Source organism: Amycolatopsis sp. NPDC104775 (assembly GCF_055583325.1).
Genome location: NZ_JBVJOE010000002.1, coordinates 60793 through 75720, shown reverse-complemented (window position 1 = coordinate 75720; position 14928 = coordinate 60793). Strand labels below are relative to the sequence as shown.

The 14928-nt window shown below is 66.8% G+C and carries 13 protein-coding genes; 5 read left to right on the top strand and 8 right to left on the bottom strand.

Features of this window, described 5'->3' with window-relative positions; all coding sequences use genetic code 11:
• Positions 1-18: 18 nt before the first annotated feature.
• Positions 19-702, bottom strand: coding sequence for a uracil-DNA glycosylase (locus ACZ63D_RS09245; RefSeq protein ID WP_465353798.1), 684 nt, complete (start codon positions 700-702; stop codon positions 19-21).
• 38 nt (positions 703-740) lie between these two features.
• On the opposite strand from ACZ63D_RS09245, the gene ACZ63D_RS09240 reads away from it, so the two are divergent.
• Entirely contained in the window at positions 741-2231 is a 1491-nt protein-coding gene (locus ACZ63D_RS09240) for a S10 family peptidase (RefSeq protein ID WP_465353797.1), read from the top strand.
• Between the two features lie 40 nt (positions 2232-2271).
• On the opposite strand, the gene ACZ63D_RS09235 is transcribed toward ACZ63D_RS09240, so the two are convergent.
• Together ACZ63D_RS09235 and ACZ63D_RS09230 are read right to left on the bottom strand one after the other, a co-directional pair.
• Complete coding sequence (locus tag ACZ63D_RS09235; protein WP_465353796.1) at positions 2272-2874, bottom strand: response regulator transcription factor; 603 nt, start codon at positions 2872-2874, stop codon at positions 2272-2274.
• The gene (locus ACZ63D_RS09230) at positions 2871-4010 is read right to left on the bottom strand and encodes a sensor histidine kinase (RefSeq protein ID WP_465353795.1); all 1140 of its coding nucleotides are present in this window, start codon (positions 4008-4010) and stop codon (positions 2871-2873) included. Before ACZ63D_RS09230 ends, ACZ63D_RS09235 begins: the two co-directional genes overlap by 4 nt.
• A 136-nt stretch (positions 4011-4146) precedes the next feature.
• Here ACZ63D_RS09230 and ACZ63D_RS09225 point away from each other — a divergent pair, with 136 nt between their 5' ends.
• From ACZ63D_RS09225 to ACZ63D_RS09210, 4 genes are all read left to right on the top strand, one after another.
• Positions 4147-5031 (top strand): ABC transporter ATP-binding protein, encoded by an 885-nt coding sequence (locus ACZ63D_RS09225; protein ID WP_465353794.1) that lies wholly within the window; start codon positions 4147-4149, stop codon positions 5029-5031.
• A gap of 18 nt (positions 5032-5049) precedes the next feature.
• Complete coding sequence (locus ACZ63D_RS09220) at positions 5050-5769, top strand: ABC transporter permease (protein WP_465353793.1); 720 nt, start codon at positions 5050-5052, stop codon at positions 5767-5769.
• 191 nt (positions 5770-5960) lie between these two features.
• The gene (locus ACZ63D_RS09215; RefSeq protein WP_465353792.1) at positions 5961-7484 is read left to right on the top strand and encodes an alpha/beta hydrolase; all 1524 of its coding nucleotides are present in this window, start codon (positions 5961-5963) and stop codon (positions 7482-7484) included.
• A gap of 128 nt (positions 7485-7612) precedes the next feature.
• Positions 7613-9133, top strand: coding sequence for an alpha/beta hydrolase (locus ACZ63D_RS09210; RefSeq protein ID WP_465353791.1), 1521 nt, complete (start codon positions 7613-7615; stop codon positions 9131-9133).
• Between the two features lie 43 nt (positions 9134-9176).
• Here the strand turns inward: ACZ63D_RS09210 and ACZ63D_RS09205 are convergent, their stop codons facing one another.
• The 5 genes from ACZ63D_RS09205 to ACZ63D_RS09185 all read right to left on the bottom strand — a co-directional run bounded on the left by ACZ63D_RS09205 (position 9177) and on the right by ACZ63D_RS09185 (position 14873).
• A complete protein-coding gene (locus ACZ63D_RS09205; RefSeq protein WP_465353790.1) occupies positions 9177-10892 on the bottom strand; it encodes a S8 family serine peptidase in 1716 nt (571 codons plus the stop codon).
• An 83-nt stretch (positions 10893-10975) separates the two neighbouring features.
• Positions 10976-11974 carry an ABC transporter ATP-binding protein gene (locus tag ACZ63D_RS09200; protein WP_465353789.1) on the bottom strand — a complete coding sequence of 333 codons (999 nt, stop codon included), beginning with the start codon at positions 11972-11974 and terminating at the stop codon, positions 10976-10978.
• On the bottom strand, positions 11967-12992 hold the full coding sequence (locus ACZ63D_RS09195; RefSeq protein WP_465353788.1) for an ABC transporter ATP-binding protein: 1026 nt from the start codon (positions 12990-12992) through the stop codon (positions 11967-11969). Before ACZ63D_RS09195 ends, ACZ63D_RS09200 begins: the two co-directional genes overlap by 8 nt.
• A 5-nt stretch (positions 12993-12997) precedes the next feature.
• Positions 12998-13954 carry an ABC transporter permease gene (locus ACZ63D_RS09190; RefSeq protein WP_465353787.1) on the bottom strand — a complete coding sequence of 319 codons (957 nt, stop codon included), beginning with the start codon at positions 13952-13954 and terminating at the stop codon, positions 12998-13000.
• The gene (locus ACZ63D_RS09185; protein WP_465353786.1) at positions 13947-14873 is read right to left on the bottom strand and encodes an ABC transporter permease; all 927 of its coding nucleotides are present in this window, start codon (positions 14871-14873) and stop codon (positions 13947-13949) included. Before ACZ63D_RS09185 ends, ACZ63D_RS09190 begins: the two co-directional genes overlap by 8 nt.
• Positions 14874-14928: the final 55 nt, after the last annotated feature.

Below are 14928 nucleotides of genomic sequence, written 5' to 3'. Positions count from 1 at the left end.
CACGCTGGTTGTCACGATTCAGATGAGCCCAGCCGCCGAGGCCGCGGCGGTGAACGCGGTCACCACCATGGGCTGTGTCACACGACCGGTCTGGACATTGCGTGGTGACACGTGGTAACAGCCGAACACCGCCAGGTCACCGAGCTGCAGCCGGGCCCCGTGCGCGAATGCCGGCCGCGGTTTCGGGACCGGCCAGCCCGCGGCCGAAAGCACTGGCAGGAGCGCCTGCCAGCCGAACGCGCCGAGCACGACGATCGCGCGCAGGCTCGGCCGCAGCAGGTCCAGTTCGTCGGCCAGCCAGTGCCGGCAGGTGTCCCGCTCAGCGGGGGTCGGCCGGTTCTCCGGCGGCGCGCAGCGGACCGGCGAGACGAGCCGGGTGCCGCGCAGCGTGAGCCCGTCGCCGATGGCCGTTGACACCGGCTGGGACGCGAGACCGACCTCGTACAGCACGCGGAAGAGGAAGTCGCCGGACGGATCGCCGGTGAACATCCGGCCGGTGCGGTTGGCCCCGTGCGCGGACGGCGCGAGCCCGACCACCGCGAGCGCGGCGTCCTCCGCGCCGAAACCCGGGACTGGCCGCGCCCAGTACCGCTCCCCGGCGAACGCGGCCTTCGTCCCGGCCACGCCTTCGCGCCACTCGACCAGCCGCGGGCACGCACGGCATTCGACCAGGGAAGCGTCGAGGTCGGCGAACGTGCGCATTGCGCCAATCTAACCGGGTCACCAGATAGGTTGGGGCCATGGCCGACACCACCGCGGACGAGACCGCCGAGAAGCCCCAAGACGAGGAGACGAAGGCCGCCGAGCCCGTCGACGACCTCGTGACGACGCAGCACACGCTCACCGTCAAACGGCGCAAGCTCGCCTACACCGCCCAGACCGGCCGGATCGTGCTCCGCCAAGAGGTCAAAAAGGACGGCAAGTCCGAGGGCCACCAGCCCAAGGCCGAGGTTTTCCTCACCGCCTACACCCTGGACGACGCCGACCCCGGCACCCGGCCGGTCACCTTCGCCTTCAACGGCGGCCCCGGTTCCTCCAGCATCTGGCTGCACATGGGCCTGCTCGGGCCGCGCCGGGTGCTGTCCGGCGACGTCAACGACCCGGTGCCGCCGCCGTACGGGCTCGAGGACAACCCGGAAAGCCTGCTCGCGCACAGCGACCTGGTGTTCATCGACCCGGTCCAGACCGGCTACTCCCGGGTGACCGAGGGCGGCGAATCCCAGCCCTACACCGGATTCCAGGGCGACGTCGAATCGATCGCGGAGATCATCCGGCTGTGGGTTTCGCGCAACCAGCGGTGGCTGTCGCCGAAGTTCCTGGCCGGCGAGTCGTACGGCACGCTGCGCGCGGCCGCGCTGGCCGGGCATCTGCAGGAGCGCTACGGCCTGTACCTCAACGGCTTGATGCTCATCTCGTCCGTTTTGGACCTCGGCACCCTGCGTTTCCACGAGGGCAATGATCTGCCGTACTCGCTGTACCTGCCCACGTACGCGGCGATCGCGCACTACCACGGCCTTCACGGCGACCGTCCGCTCGACGACGTGCTCGCCGACGCCGAGGACTTCGCCTCGAAGGAACTGCCGTGGGCGCTTTCCCGCGGTGCCCGGCTGTCCACTCAGGACCGTACCGAGACGGTGCAGACGCTCGCGTCGCTCACCGGGCTCAGCGAGTCCTATGTGGACCGGGTAAACCTGCGGATCGAGCACGTCCGGTTCTTCACCGAGCTGCTGCGTGACCGGGGCAAGACCGTCGGCCGGATGGACGGCCGGTTCACCACGTGGGAGCCGGACGGCGGTGTCGAGCACATGAGCGACGACCCCTCGGTTTCGCGGATCATCGGCGCCTACTCCGCCGGGTTCAACCACTACGTGCGCGCCGAACTCGGCTACGAGAACGACCTGCCGTACGAGATCCTGTCCACCGAGGTGTTCAAGGCCTGGTCCTACAAGGAGTTCGAGGGCCGTTCGGTGTCCGTTGTGGACACCTTGAGCGCGGCGATGCGCGCCAACCCGCATCTGCAGGTCCACGTCGCCTTCGGGCATTACGACGGCGCGACGGCGTACTACGCGTCCGAGTACGTGCTCGCGCAACTCAAGATTCCGGAGGAACTGCGGGAGAACATCGACACGGCTTACTACCCGGCCGGGCACATGATGTACGTGCACGAACCGTCCCGGGTGCAGCAGTCGAAGGACTTGGGCAAGTTCGTGAAGAAGGCGTCCAACCGCTGACCTCGTGAGTGCCTGTCGCGGCTCTCGCCGCGACAGGCACTCACAACCAGTCGTGCTCCCGCGCGTACCGCGCCGCCTCGTGCCGCGTCCGCGTCTGCGTCTTCTGCATCGCGTTCGACAGGTAGTTCCGCACGGTTCCCTCAGCCAAGTGCAGCTGCGCGGCGATGTCCGCGACCGAATATCCCTCCCGCGTCGCCCGTAGAACGTCGATTTCCCGCACGGTCAACGGACAATCGTCCACCACCGCGAGCGCCGAGACGTCCGGGTCGATCCAGCGTTTGCCCTCGGCCAGCGTCCGGATCACCGCCGCGATGTGCGCCGGTTCCGCCGATTTGCTGACGAATCCCTGGACTCCGAGCTTCAACGCCTTGCGCAGCACCCCTGGCCGGGCATGCCGGGTCAGCATCAGGATCACCTGCTCCGGCCGTTCCCGCCGGATCCGCGCGACCGCGCCCAGTCCGTCCACTTTGGGCATCTCCAGGTCGATCACCAGCACGTCCGGCCGATGCTCCACCGTGGCGCGCACCGCCGCCTCGCCGTCTTCCGCCTCGGCGAGCACGGTGATCTCGTCCTCCATCGGCAGCAGCGCGGCCATCGCCTTGCGGAGCAGGGCTTCGTCGTCGGCAAGCACTACGGTCGTCATCGCGACGCCTTTTCCGGGAATGCCGCCGCCGTCACGAATCGGCCGTCTTTCTGCTCCACCGTCAATTTCCCGCCTTGATCCGCCAGCCGGTCCGCCAATGTGGACAGTCCACTCAGTACCGGTTCGGCACCGTCCGCGACGCCGTCGTTGACGATCGTGATCCCCGCTTCGGTCAACGTGATCCGCACCTGCCGGGCCTGCGCGTGCCGGAGAATGTTCGTCGTGGTCTCGCGCAGGACCTGGCCGAGCAACTCGTCCGCACCGGTGCCGACCTCCGCCAACCGATCGATCCGCACGTGGATCCCGGCCGCCTCGAAGAGGTTCTTCGCGTTCTCCAGCTCCGCGGACAGATTGAGCCGGCGCTGGGCGTAAGCGAGTTCCTTGGTCTGCACGATGGTTTCGCCGACCAGGGCGTGCACTTCGCGCAATTCCTCCTGCGCGCGTTCGAGATCCCGATGCAGCAGCTTCTCCGCGAGCGCGACTTTCAGCTTGACCACGTGCAGCGTGTGGCCCTGAATGTCGTGCAGTTCGCTGGCGAACCGTACGCGCTCCCGGACCACCGCGAGCTCGGCTTCCTTCTCCCGCGACTCCTCCAGTTCCACGACCAGGTCGTAGAACTTCTGGCTGGCGAACATGAACACGGTCGCCAGCACCGCGGCGATCGCCGGGGACACGACGAAAGAGAGCAGCCGCCCGCCGACCTTGTCTTCGCACACCAGCGGATTGACCGCGCCGATCGCGCCGGTCAGCACCGTGAGGCCGACCAGCGCGGCGAACCGGTGCCGCACCAGCGGCGGGATCAGGAACGAGCCGACCATGGTCAGTCCGTAAAACGCCGCACTCTTGTCGCTGAGCGCTCCGGCGAGCCAGACGAGCGCGGTGAGCACCAGGCAGGGACGGGCGGTGCGGACAAAATCGCCTGCGGTCCAGCGTTCCGCGGCCACCACCGCGGCCAGCAGCCCGATCGCTTGGATGACGACGTGCCACCAGGTCTTCGAGGCGAAGACCACCAGCGCGATCCCGACGAGCACCAGCGGCGGCATCACCGTCATGAGATTGAGCCGTCGCAGCCGGTCCCGGACCGCGCCGCTGGCCCAGGCCGTGCGGAGAGTCCACGGAGGACGGATCTCGATCATGGTGCTCCAGCTTCGGCCGCGGACTTCGGCTCCAGCATGCCGCAGCCGCCGAGGGCCCACCAGTGACGCAGCGTCATGTTTCCGGCTGACGCGGCCGCACTACTCCAGACCAGCGGAACCCGGCTGGAATCGGAGCATGTCCACGACCCCCGTCATCGACGTCGACCGGCTGAACCTCACCTACGGCGGCTTCCAGGCCGTGCGCGACCTGTCGTTCCAAGTCGCCCGCGGCGAACTGTACGCGCTGCTCGGCACGAACGGAGCCGGGAAAACCTCGACGCTCGAGACCGTCGAGGGGCACCGGAAGCCCAGCTCAGGCACGGTGCGGGTATTCGGGAAGGACCCGCGCGAGCGAGCTTCCGTACGTCCCCGGATGGGAATCATGCTGCAGGAAAGCGGTTTCTCGCCGGACCTGACCGTGCGCGAGTCGATCCGGTTGATCGGCAGCCTGACCCAGCGCGGCGACAGCGTCGAGCGACTGCTCGGCATCACTGACCTCACTCGCAAAGCCACGACGAAGGTGTCGCAACTCTCCGGAGGCGAGAAGCGCCGGCTCGACTTCGCCACTGCGGTGTACGGGACGCCGGAGTTGGTCTTCCTCGACGAACCGACTACTGGCCTGGACATCCAATCGCGCGACGCACTGTGGGACGCGGTAGAACGACTCCGCGAGGACGGCACCACCATCGTCCTCACCACGCATTACCTTGAAGAGGCACAGCAGCGCGCCGACCGCATCGGACTGATGCACCAGGGCACGCTCAACCGCGAAGGCACCGTCTCCGAACTTACCCGGACGCTGCCCGCCACCATCCGCTTCGGACTGGCACCACACGCACCGGCGCCGCCGCTGCAAGCAACCCGCGAAGACGACGGCCGGTACCTCATCGAGACTTTCAGCCTGCAGAAGGATCTGCACACCCTGCTCGGCTGGGCGCAGGATCGCGCTCTGGAACTAGCCGAACTGGAGGCCGGGCCGACGCGGCTCGACGACGTCTTCCGCGCCATCGGCAACGCGTAATCACCGAAAGGCTTACCCATGCTCTCGATCGCCCGCGGCGAACTGATTCAGCTTTTCCGGAATCGCCTAGTACTGGTCACTTCACTGATCCTGCCTATCGCATTCAGCGCCTTCTTCATCTCCCGGCATGAAACCTTCGCGAAACTCGGAAGCCTCGACTATATCGCCGCGTTGACGCTTTTCTTCATCACCGCGATCGGCTTGTACACCACCACCGTCACCACCCTTGCCGCGCGAAGGCAGAACCTGTTCCTCAAGCGGCTGCGCTCTACCGCGGCAAGCGACTCCGGCATCCTCGTCGGACTGCTCCTGCCGATCACCGCGATCACCACGATCCAGGTCGGCGTCATCCTCGCCGTGCTCGGTGCCGTCACCGCTCCGCCGAAAAACCCGCTGCTGCTGGCGGTCGCGGTAGTCGCCACCATCGCCATGATGGTCGCCCTCGGCCTGGCCACCGCCGGTCTCACGAACTCCCCGGAGCACGCCCAGGTCACCACGCTGCCGATCACGCTCGCGGTTCTCGCGGTAGCAAGTTGGATCGGAATCACCGGCACCGAACAGCTTTCCCTCCTGAAACGTCTTCTGCCCGGCGGCGCGGCCACCGAACTCGTATTGAATTCCTGGAATGGCACGGCTTCGGCAGCCGATTCGCTCGTCCTGCTCGGCCCGATCGCGGCATGGCTGATTCTCAGCGGCACGCTGGCGACTCGACTATTCCGCTGGGAACCGCGCCGCTGATCCCCCTTCCGGCACCGGGGAGATCGGAGTAATGTCGGCGTCGCTCTCGATCTTCGACGTCTCCGCGGGGACGCGACCGGAAGCAAGTCCGTCCGGCGGCTGAACCGCGGTGCCCGCGAACACAGCTTGGTTTCGTGCACTTTTCCTTCAGCTTCCTGAGTTCATCTGATCTCGGCAAAGGACGGAAACCCGTGCGAAAACAATTGCTCGTCGTGCTGGCGGCAGTGGCGCTGAGCGCAACCGCCGTTCCGGCGTACGCGTCTCCCGCGAAATCCGCGGTGAGCTGGGGCGCGTGCCCGGCCGACGTCGCTGCCCCGACGCTGGAATGCGCGTCGCTCGAAGTGCCGCTGGATTACCAGCAGCCAGCCGGGAAGAAGATCAGCATCGAGATTTCCCGGCAGCCCAGCACCGACAAGGCCAAACGACGCGGAGTGCTGCTGTTCAATCCGGGCGGCCCCGGCGGACCCGGGCTGGCCTTCCCGCTGACCTGGGCGAACCTCGGAGCGCCGACCAGCCTGCTCGCCGAGTACGACCTGATCGGCTTCGACCCGCGCGGGGTCGGCCACAGCACGCCGGTGAGCTGCGATCTCGCTCCGGACCAGCTCGTCTTCGTCCCGAAATATGCACACAACCGCGAAGAAGTCGTCCGCGCCTCGGCGACCGCGACGCAGATCGCGCAACGATGCGCCGCCTCGCCGTCCGCACCGATCCTGCCCTACATCACTACGGCGAACACCGCGCGGGACATGGACCAGATCCGCGCCGCCCTCGGCGAGCAGAGGATCTCCTACTTCGGCCTGTCCTACGGCACCTACCTCGGCGGAGCGTACGCCACACTGTTCCCAGACCGGACCGACCGGTTCGTGCTGGACAGCGTCGTCGGGCCGACCGGCGTCGACGTCACCACCGCCCGGCGGTTCGCCGAAGGAATGCAAGACCGCTTCCCGGACTTCGCGAAATGGGCCGCCGCGCGCGATGCGAGCTACGGGCTCGGCAGGACGCCCGCTGAGGTCACCGCGAATTTCTTCACGCTCGCGGATCAGCTCGACCAGCACCCGGTGGGGAAAATCGACGGTTCGCTCTTCCGGCTGGCCACGCACAGCCTGAGCTACCAGACGCTGACGTTCCCCAAGCTGGCCCAGACGTGGCAAGCCCTTCTCCACGGCCAGGACGCCCCGGCAGGTTCGCTGCCGCAGAGCGGCACCGTCCAGGTGCAGAACGAACGGTCGACCATGCTCTCGGTGCTGTGCGGGGACAACGCCTGGCCCCGCTCGCTTTCGACCTACCAGCGGAACGTGGCGGCGGATCGGGAGGCTTATCCGATGCTCGGCGGCGCGACGGCGAACGTCTGGCCGTGTGCGCGCTGGCCCAAGCAGCCGCTCGAACCGCCAGTGCAGTTCAGTGACCAAGGCCCGTCGAACCTGTTGCTGGTCCAGAACATGCGCGACCCGGCGACTCCGCTGTCCGGTGCGCTCGACACCCGCGAAGCGTTCGGCGACCGAGCCCGAATGGTCACTGTCGACCAAGGCGGCCACGGCGTCGGCCTCCCCTATTTGAACAGCTGCGGCTTCAACGCCGTCATCGACTACCTCGTCCACGGCACCCGCCCGGCCACCGACAAATTCTGCGGAGCCGAAGCGAACGCCACGCGATCGCTTACCCCGCAACAACAGGAGGCCGCCAGGCAGCTGGCAGATCAGCTGCGGCGCTACTGAACCGACGATGGGTGGGATGGTAAACGGTGGTGGGGCGGGATTCCCGTGCCACCACCGTTTACGCGCTTGACGGTGTGTCCCTTTCCCCAGTTTCCCGAGTTCAGTTCTCGAGTAGAGAAAGGAAGACAGTGCGAAAACAATTGCTCGTCGTGCTGGCCGCCGCCGCGCTGACCGCGACGGCGGTTCCGGCGTCCGCAGCACCCGCGAAATCCGCGGTGAACTGGGGCAAGTGCCCGGCCGACGTCCCTTCTCCAGTCCTGCAATGCGCGGCGATCGAAGTTCCGCTGGACTACCGGAATCCGGGCGGCAAGAAGCTCAGCATCGAAATCTCCCGGCTGCCGAGCAGCGATCCGGCGAAACGGCGCGGTGTTCTCCTGTTCAACCCGGGCGGCCCCGGCGGCCCTGGTCTCGCTTTCCCGCTGCAGCTCGCCCAGCTCGGGCTTCCGGCGAGTCTGCTGGCCGAATACGACCTGATTGGCTTCGACCCCCGCGGCGTCGACCACAGCGGTCCGGTGAGCTGCGGTCTGACACCGGAAGAACTGAATCTCGCACCGAAGTACGCGCACAACGACGCCGAGGTCGTGAAAACCGCAGCGGAAACCAAGAAGATCTCGCAGAAATGTGCCGCCTCGCCGTCCGCGCCGGTTTTGCCCTACATCACCACCGCGAACACCGCTCGGGACATGGACCGGATCCGTGTCGCGCTCGGCGAGCAGAAGATCTCCTACTTCGGCCTGTCCTACGGCACCTACCTTGGCGGAGTGTACGCGTCGCTGTTCCCCGAACGGACCGATCGCGTGGTGCTCGACAGCGTCCTCGGCCCGGATGGTTACGACATCACCGCGGCCCGCCGCTTCGCCGAAGGAATGCAAGACCGCTTCCCCGATTTCGCGAAATGGGCGGCAGCACGCAACTCGAGCTACGGCCTCGGTGCTACTCCCGCTGAGGTCACCGCGACCTATTTCCAGCTCGCGGACAAACTCGACCAGCACCCCTTCGGCCAGCTCGACGGATCCCTTTTCCGGTTGCTGACGCACGGTTTGACTTACCAGACCACGGTATTCTCGCGGCTGGCCCAGCTGTGGCAAACCCTCCTTGCCGGGCAGGCGCCCCCGCCCGATGCGCTGCCGGGCTCCGAGGGCCCGGTGCAGAGTGAGGTCGGCACCATGCTTTCAGTCGTCTGCGGGGACCACGCCTGGCCCCGGCAGATTTCGACCTACCAGCGCAACGTCGTGCACGACCGGGTCGCGTATCCGCTGCTCGGCGGCCTGACAGCGAATGTCTGGCCGTGTGCGTCCTGGCCGTACCAGCCGATCGAACCGGCCGTGCAGTTCAGCGACCAGGGGCCGTCGAACCTGTTGCTGGTCCAGAACATGCGCGACCCGGCAACCCCACTGTCCGGTGCGCTCGACACTCGCAAAGCGTTCGGCGACCGCGCCCGAATGGTCACAGTGGACCAAGGCGGCCACGGCGTCGGCATCCCCTACTTGAACAGCTGCGGCTTCAACGCCGTCATCGATTACCTCGTGCACGGCACCCGCCCAACGACCGACACATTCTGCGGAGCCGAAGCGAATGCCACCAAGTCGCTTACCCCGCAACAACAGCAGGCAGCCGAGAAGATCATGGATCGACTGCGGCGCTACTGAAATCGGCGGTGGGGCTGGGATTTCCAGCCCCACCGCCGTCCGTTCAGCGCAGGAACGCCGCTCCCCGCGTCACCGCGGAGTAAGCGTCCACCGAGCCGTGTCCGTAGAACCCGTTGAATGACGCGTCACCCACGCAGGTAGCCGTGAACGAAGCGTCCCGGCCCTCCTTGAGGTAATCGACCGTCCGCGGCACCGGACACGCGATCGGCGCCGCGGTGCCTTCCAGCACCCGCTGCACCGCGTCCGGATCCATCGAAACCGAATGCCCGGTCTTCTTGCCGTACTGGGAAATGATCAGCGCAGCAACGCCGGTCGCATGCGGAGCGGCCATCGAAGTTCCTTGCAGCCACTGGTAATAACCGACCCGGCCGTCAGCCGCCGTAGCTTTCTGCACGCCGAGCGCGACACCAGCCGGTGTCACATTTCCCGCCGCGTCGATGTTTCCGGCCGCGACCCCGACATTGCGCGGGTACGTCGACAGGATCTCGTTCTCCACCGTCCGGTACCACGGCGTGCCGTAACCATCCCGGAAGTACCCGCCGGGCGCGGAAACGGAGATCTGCTCCGTGCCGTAGTTGGAGTAGTCCGCCTTCGCCTGCGTCGGGCCGAACGAGCCGACGCCAATGGTGTGCGGGCCTTCGACCGGCAGCGAGAAGCACGAAGCATTGTCGATCTTGCGCGGGTGGGTCCCGTTCGCCGGGTAGTCCGGGCTCGTGACGTCGTCGTGCGGCGCGGCCAGCTCGTCATGCTGGTTGCCGAGCGCGACCACCATCGTCACGCCTTTGCGGTGCGCGTAGTTCAACGCCCGCGTGGTCGCTTCGATGATCGTGCGCTGTTCCGCCTGCTCGGCAGCGGAATCCGCCGGGTTCGACCGGCAGTTGTAGAGCCACGGGTCCACATAGAAGCTCATGTTGACGACGTCGAGTCCCGCGTCGCCGGAATACGTCAGCGCGTCGACCGTCGGCTGCAGGAAGAAGTACCCGGAATCCTGTCCGGCGCGGACATTCACCAGCGTCACGTTCGGTGCCACGCCGGACACGCCGAATCCGTTGGCGGCCGCGGCGATCGTGCCGGCGACGTGCGTGCCGTGGCCGTTGTCGTCGTGGTCCACCGGGTCGACACAGCCGCGGAACTCGCACGGGCCGTCTACCACGGTGCCGTTGACGTCGGCGACGATGTCCTTGGTGAAGTTGCGCGAATCGGCTTTGTCGAAGTTCGGCGCGATGTCCGGATGACTTCCGTCGACGCCGGTGTCGATGATGCCGACCTTCACCCGCTTGTCGCCCGCTTGCTTGGTGCGCGCGAGGTCGGAGCGGGTCGATTTGAGGCCCCAGAGCTGGTCGTCCAGCGGGTCGGTGCCGACCGCCTTGTTCGCCGCGGCCTTGCGCGACACACTGCCGCGGCCTTCCTTCTCGACCGCGTCCGGCTTCTCCTTCTTGCCCGCCTTCGGCGCGCTGCCGATCGCTTTCGCTTTGGCCGCACCGAACACCGCGCGGTTGGCCGAAACCCGCTCAGCGAAACCGGAAGCGGGTGCGGTAGCGGTGATGAGCCCGACCGCGGTATTGGTCGCGACAATCGTGCCACCAGCGTCGCGCACCGCCTGCTGCGCGGCGGCGACACTCTGCCCGTCCCGCGCCAGCACGCTGAATTCCGTTACCGGACCGGCGGGTTGGGCCGACGCCGCCGGGAGGGCGACGCCGGACGCCGCACCGAACAATGGCACCGCGAGTGCCACCGCGAGCAATCTTGGTCTTTTCACGAGTCCTCCTCAGGAAAACCGATAATGCAACGTACATAGCGGACACTGCGTACAGCAATCGGCAAACCGGAGGAATCGCCAGGTTAGGGAACCACCGATTTCACCTCGGCGAAGTGACAAGCCGACAGATGCCCGTCCGTCCGCGGTTCGAGCTTCGGCACCTCCGTCGCGCAAATATCGACGGCCTTCCAGCACCGCGTACGGAACCGGCAGCCCGACGGAGGATCGATCGGGCTCGGCACGTCGCCCTCCAGCCGGATCACCTGCCGCTGCCCGCGCACCGCGGGGTCGGCGACCGGCACCGCGGACAGCAACGCCTGCGTGTACGGATGAGACGGTCGCTCGTAAATCTCATCCTCGGTGCCGATTTCGACGATCTTGCCCAGGTACATCACCGCGACCCGGGTGGACAGATGCCGGACCACCGAAAGGTCGTGCGCGATGAACACATAGGACAGTCCGAACTCGCCCTGCAGCTCCCCGAGCAGGTTCATCACCTGCGCCTGGATCGAAACGTCCAAAGCGGACACCGGCTCGTCGCAGATGATCACCTTGGGCCGCAACGCCAGCGCCCGCGCGATGCCGATGCGCTGCCGCTGCCCGCCGGAGAACTGGTGCGGATACCGGTTCACGTGCTCGGGATTGAGCCCGACCACCTCCAGCAATTCCTGCACCTTCTTCGCCCGCGAACCCTTCGGCGCGACGTCGGTGTGGATCTCGAACGGTTCGCCGACGATGTCGCCGACGGTCATCCGCGGGTTCAGCGACGTATACGGATCCTGCAGCACGATCTGGATCTCCCGGCGCATCCGCCGCAGTTCCGCACCGCGCAACTTGAACAGGTCGCGACCCTCGAAGGTCGCGCTGCCGCTGGTCGGCTCCTCCAGGCGCATCAATACCTGCGCGAGCGTCGACTTCCCGCAGCCGGATTCTCCGACCACGCCGAGCGTTTCGCCCGGCTGCAGGTCGAAGGACACCCCGTCGACGGCCTTCACCTGCGCGATCGTCCGCTTGAACAACACGCCGTCGCGCACCGGGAAGTGCTTGACCAGGTCGCGCACGCTGAGAATCGGCTCACCCATGGCTCTCCACCACCTCCTCGGCGAAGTGACACGCACTGACCCGGCCGAAGCCGAGCGCGTGCGAGGACGGCCGCTCGTCGCGGCACCGTTGCTCGGCCCGCTTGCAGCGCGGGTGGAACGGGCAGCCAGGCGGGATGTCGAGCAGGCTCGGCGGCAGGCCCTTGATCGTCTCCAGGGTCTGTCCTTTGAGGTCCAGCCGGGGGAGCGAATCCATCAGCGCGGCGGTGTAGGGATGGCCCGGCGAGCTGAACAATTCCCGCACGTCGGCCTGTTCCACGATCCGCCCGGCGTACATCACCGCGATCCGGTCCGCGACCTCCGCGACCACGCCGAGGTCGTGCGTGATGAGGACAAGCCCCATCCGCCGTTCTCGCTGGATGTCCGCGAGCAGGTCCATGATCTGCGCCTGCACGGTCACGTCCAGCGCGGTCGTCGGCTCGTCCGCGATCAGCAGATCCGGGTCGAGCGCCAGCGACATCGCGATCATCGCGCGCTGCCGCATCCCGCCGGAGAACTGGTGCGGGTAATCCTTCACCCGCCGCTGCGCCGCCGGGATCCGCACCAGGTCGAGCAATTCGACCGCCCGCTTGCGCGCGTCCTTTTTGGACATCCCGAGCCGGACCCGGAGCTGCTCTTCGATCTGGAAGCCGACGGTGAACACCGGGTTCAGCGCGGACAGCGCGTCCTGGAAGATCATCGCGATCTCCGCGCCGCGGATCTGCCGCCGCCGGTCCGCCGAGGCGGTGAGCAGATCCTCGCCGCGGTACCGGATCGACCCGCCGGTGATCACCCCCGGCGGAGTGTCGAGGATTCCCATGATGGTCTGCGCCGTGACACTCTTGCCGGATCCCGATTCACCGAGCACCGCGAGGGTTTCCCCGGCATGCACCGAGTATCCGACACCGTTGAGCACATTGGCCACGCCGTCGGAAGTGCGGAACTCCACGTGCAGGTCTTCGACCTCGAGCAGCAGTTCGTTCTCCGCCGTCGGACCAGGTGAACTGGACACTGTGGACATTGCGGCTACCTCGACTTCGGGTCGAGCGCGTCGCGGATACCGTCACCGAGCATCACGAACGCGAGCACGGTGATGGTGACGAACGCACCGGGGAACAGGAGCATGTGCGGGACCGCGCGGAAGTAGTCGCGGGCATCGCTGATCATGACGCCCCACGACACCACCGGCGGCCGCACCCCGATGCCGAGGTACGCCAGCGTCGCCTCGGCGCCGATCGCCGCGCCGAGCGCGATCGTGGCGTACACGAGCACCGGCGCGAGCGTGTTCGGCAGCAGATGCCGGAAGACGATCCGCGGGGTGCTCGCGCCGAGCGCCCTGGCCGCCTTCACGTAGTCCAGCTGCTTGGCCACCAGCGTCGCCGACCGCATGATGCGCATGGCCACCGGCCAGGTCAGCACCGCGATCGAGCACACCACCTGCACGATGATGGTGACCTGCCCGGGATTCGTGCCCGGAGCGTTGAACGTGGTGAGAATGACGATCGCGCCGAGCACGAACGGCAGCCCGGCGAAGATGTCGCCGAGCCGGGACAGCAGGCTGTCGACGATCCGGCCGTAGTAGCCCGCGACGATGCCGATCAACGATCCGAAAAGGACAGTCAGCAGCGTCGCGAAAACCCCGACCAGCAGCGAAGCCCTCGCCCCGTAGATGGTGCGCGCGTACACGTCGTAACCCTGGTTGTCGTAGCCGAACCAGGCGTCCGCGGACGGGCCTTCGTTGGCGTGCGTCAAATCGCTGTAACCGGCTGGGCGATGCGAGAACAGTCCTGGCGCGATCGCGATCAGCACGACCAGCAGGATGATCAACGCGGAGATCACGAACGCCGGCTTGCGGCGCAGCTGCCGCCACGCGTCGCCCCACAGGCTGCGCGGCTTCTTCGGGCCGGCCTCGGCCGAGCTGTCCACATGCGACAGCTGTGCCGCGTCGATCCCTCCGCCGCCGACGAGATTCGGGTCAGTCATAACGGATCCTCGGGTCGAGAACGGCGTAGAGCAGGTCCACGATCAGGCTCATCAGCAGATACACCAGCACCAGCAGCACGACGACGCCGACGACGGTCGCGCTTTCCCGGTTTTGGAGGCCGCGGAAGATCAGCCCGCCGAGACCGTTGATGTTGAACACGCCCTCGGTCACGATCGCGCCGCCCATCAGCGAGCCAAGGTCGGTGCCGAGGAAGGTCAGCACCGGGATCACCGAGTTGCGCAGCAGGTGAATGCCGATGACGCGGCTGTTGGGCTGTCCCTTGGCGATGGCGGTGCGGATGTAGTCGGCGTGCCGGTTCTCCGCGATCGACGTTCTCGTCAGCCTCGCCACATAAGCCATCGAAAGGCTGCCGAGCGCGATGCCCGGCACGATCAGCTCGCCGATGCTCGGATCGTCCGAGACGCTGGCGTCGATGATGCCCAGGTTCACGCCGAGCACGATCTGCAGCACGATCGCGGTGACGAAGACCGGCAGCGAGATCAGGAACGTGGTCGAGACCAGCACCAGGTTGTCGAGGAAACCCTTGCCGCGCAGGCCGGTCAGCACGCCGGCGCTCAGGCCGATGACCGCCTCGATGAGCACCGCGACGAGCGCGAGGCGCAGCGTGATCGGGTAGGAGGTGGAGATCAGTTCGCCGACCGAGGAGCCGTTGAACGTCTCGCCCCAGTCGCCGCTGAACAGGCTTCCGAGGTATTTGAAGTACTGGACGATCAGGTTGTCGTTCAGGTGGAACTTCTCGGTCATCAAGTCGATGTAAGCCTGCGGGCAGGCTTGCTGACCGCATTTGCCGGAGAACGGGTCCCCGGGCACGGCCCACACCAATGCGTAGATCAGGAAGGTGGTGCCGAAGAACACCGGGATCAACTGGAGCAGGCGACGCAGGACGTAACGAATCATGCGTGGTTCCTAAGAGTGCGCGCCGGGCTCGTGAGTGCCCGCGCCTAGCTTGTGG

Excerpts from the sequence above, each read along its gene's own strand:
- ACZ63D_RS09245 (WP_465353798.1), bottom strand. The coding sequence starts at position 702 with ATGCGCACGTTCGCCGACCTCGACGCTTCCCTGGTCGAATGCCGTGCG.
- ACZ63D_RS09240 (WP_465353797.1), top strand. The coding sequence starts at position 741 with ATGGCCGACACCACCGCGGACGAGACCGCCGAGAAGCCCCAAGACGAG.
- ACZ63D_RS09235 (WP_465353796.1), bottom strand. The coding sequence starts at position 2,874 with ATGACGACCGTAGTGCTTGCCGACGACGAAGCCCTGCTCCGCAAGGCG.
- ACZ63D_RS09230 (WP_465353795.1), bottom strand. The coding sequence starts at position 4,010 with ATGATCGAGATCCGTCCTCCGTGGACTCTCCGCACGGCCTGGGCCAGC.
- ACZ63D_RS09225 (WP_465353794.1), top strand. The coding sequence starts at position 4,147 with ATGTCCACGACCCCCGTCATCGACGTCGACCGGCTGAACCTCACCTAC.
- ACZ63D_RS09220 (WP_465353793.1), top strand. The coding sequence starts at position 5,050 with ATGCTCTCGATCGCCCGCGGCGAACTGATTCAGCTTTTCCGGAATCGC.
- ACZ63D_RS09200 (WP_465353789.1), bottom strand. The coding sequence starts at position 11,974 with ATGGGTGAGCCGATTCTCAGCGTGCGCGACCTGGTCAAGCACTTCCCG.
- ACZ63D_RS09195 (WP_465353788.1), bottom strand. The coding sequence starts at position 12,992 with ATGTCCACAGTGTCCAGTTCACCTGGTCCGACGGCGGAGAACGAACTG.
- ACZ63D_RS09190 (WP_465353787.1), bottom strand. The coding sequence starts at position 13,954 with ATGACTGACCCGAATCTCGTCGGCGGCGGAGGGATCGACGCGGCACAG.
- ACZ63D_RS09185 (WP_465353786.1), bottom strand. The coding sequence starts at position 14,873 with ATGATTCGTTACGTCCTGCGTCGCCTGCTCCAGTTGATCCCGGTGTTC.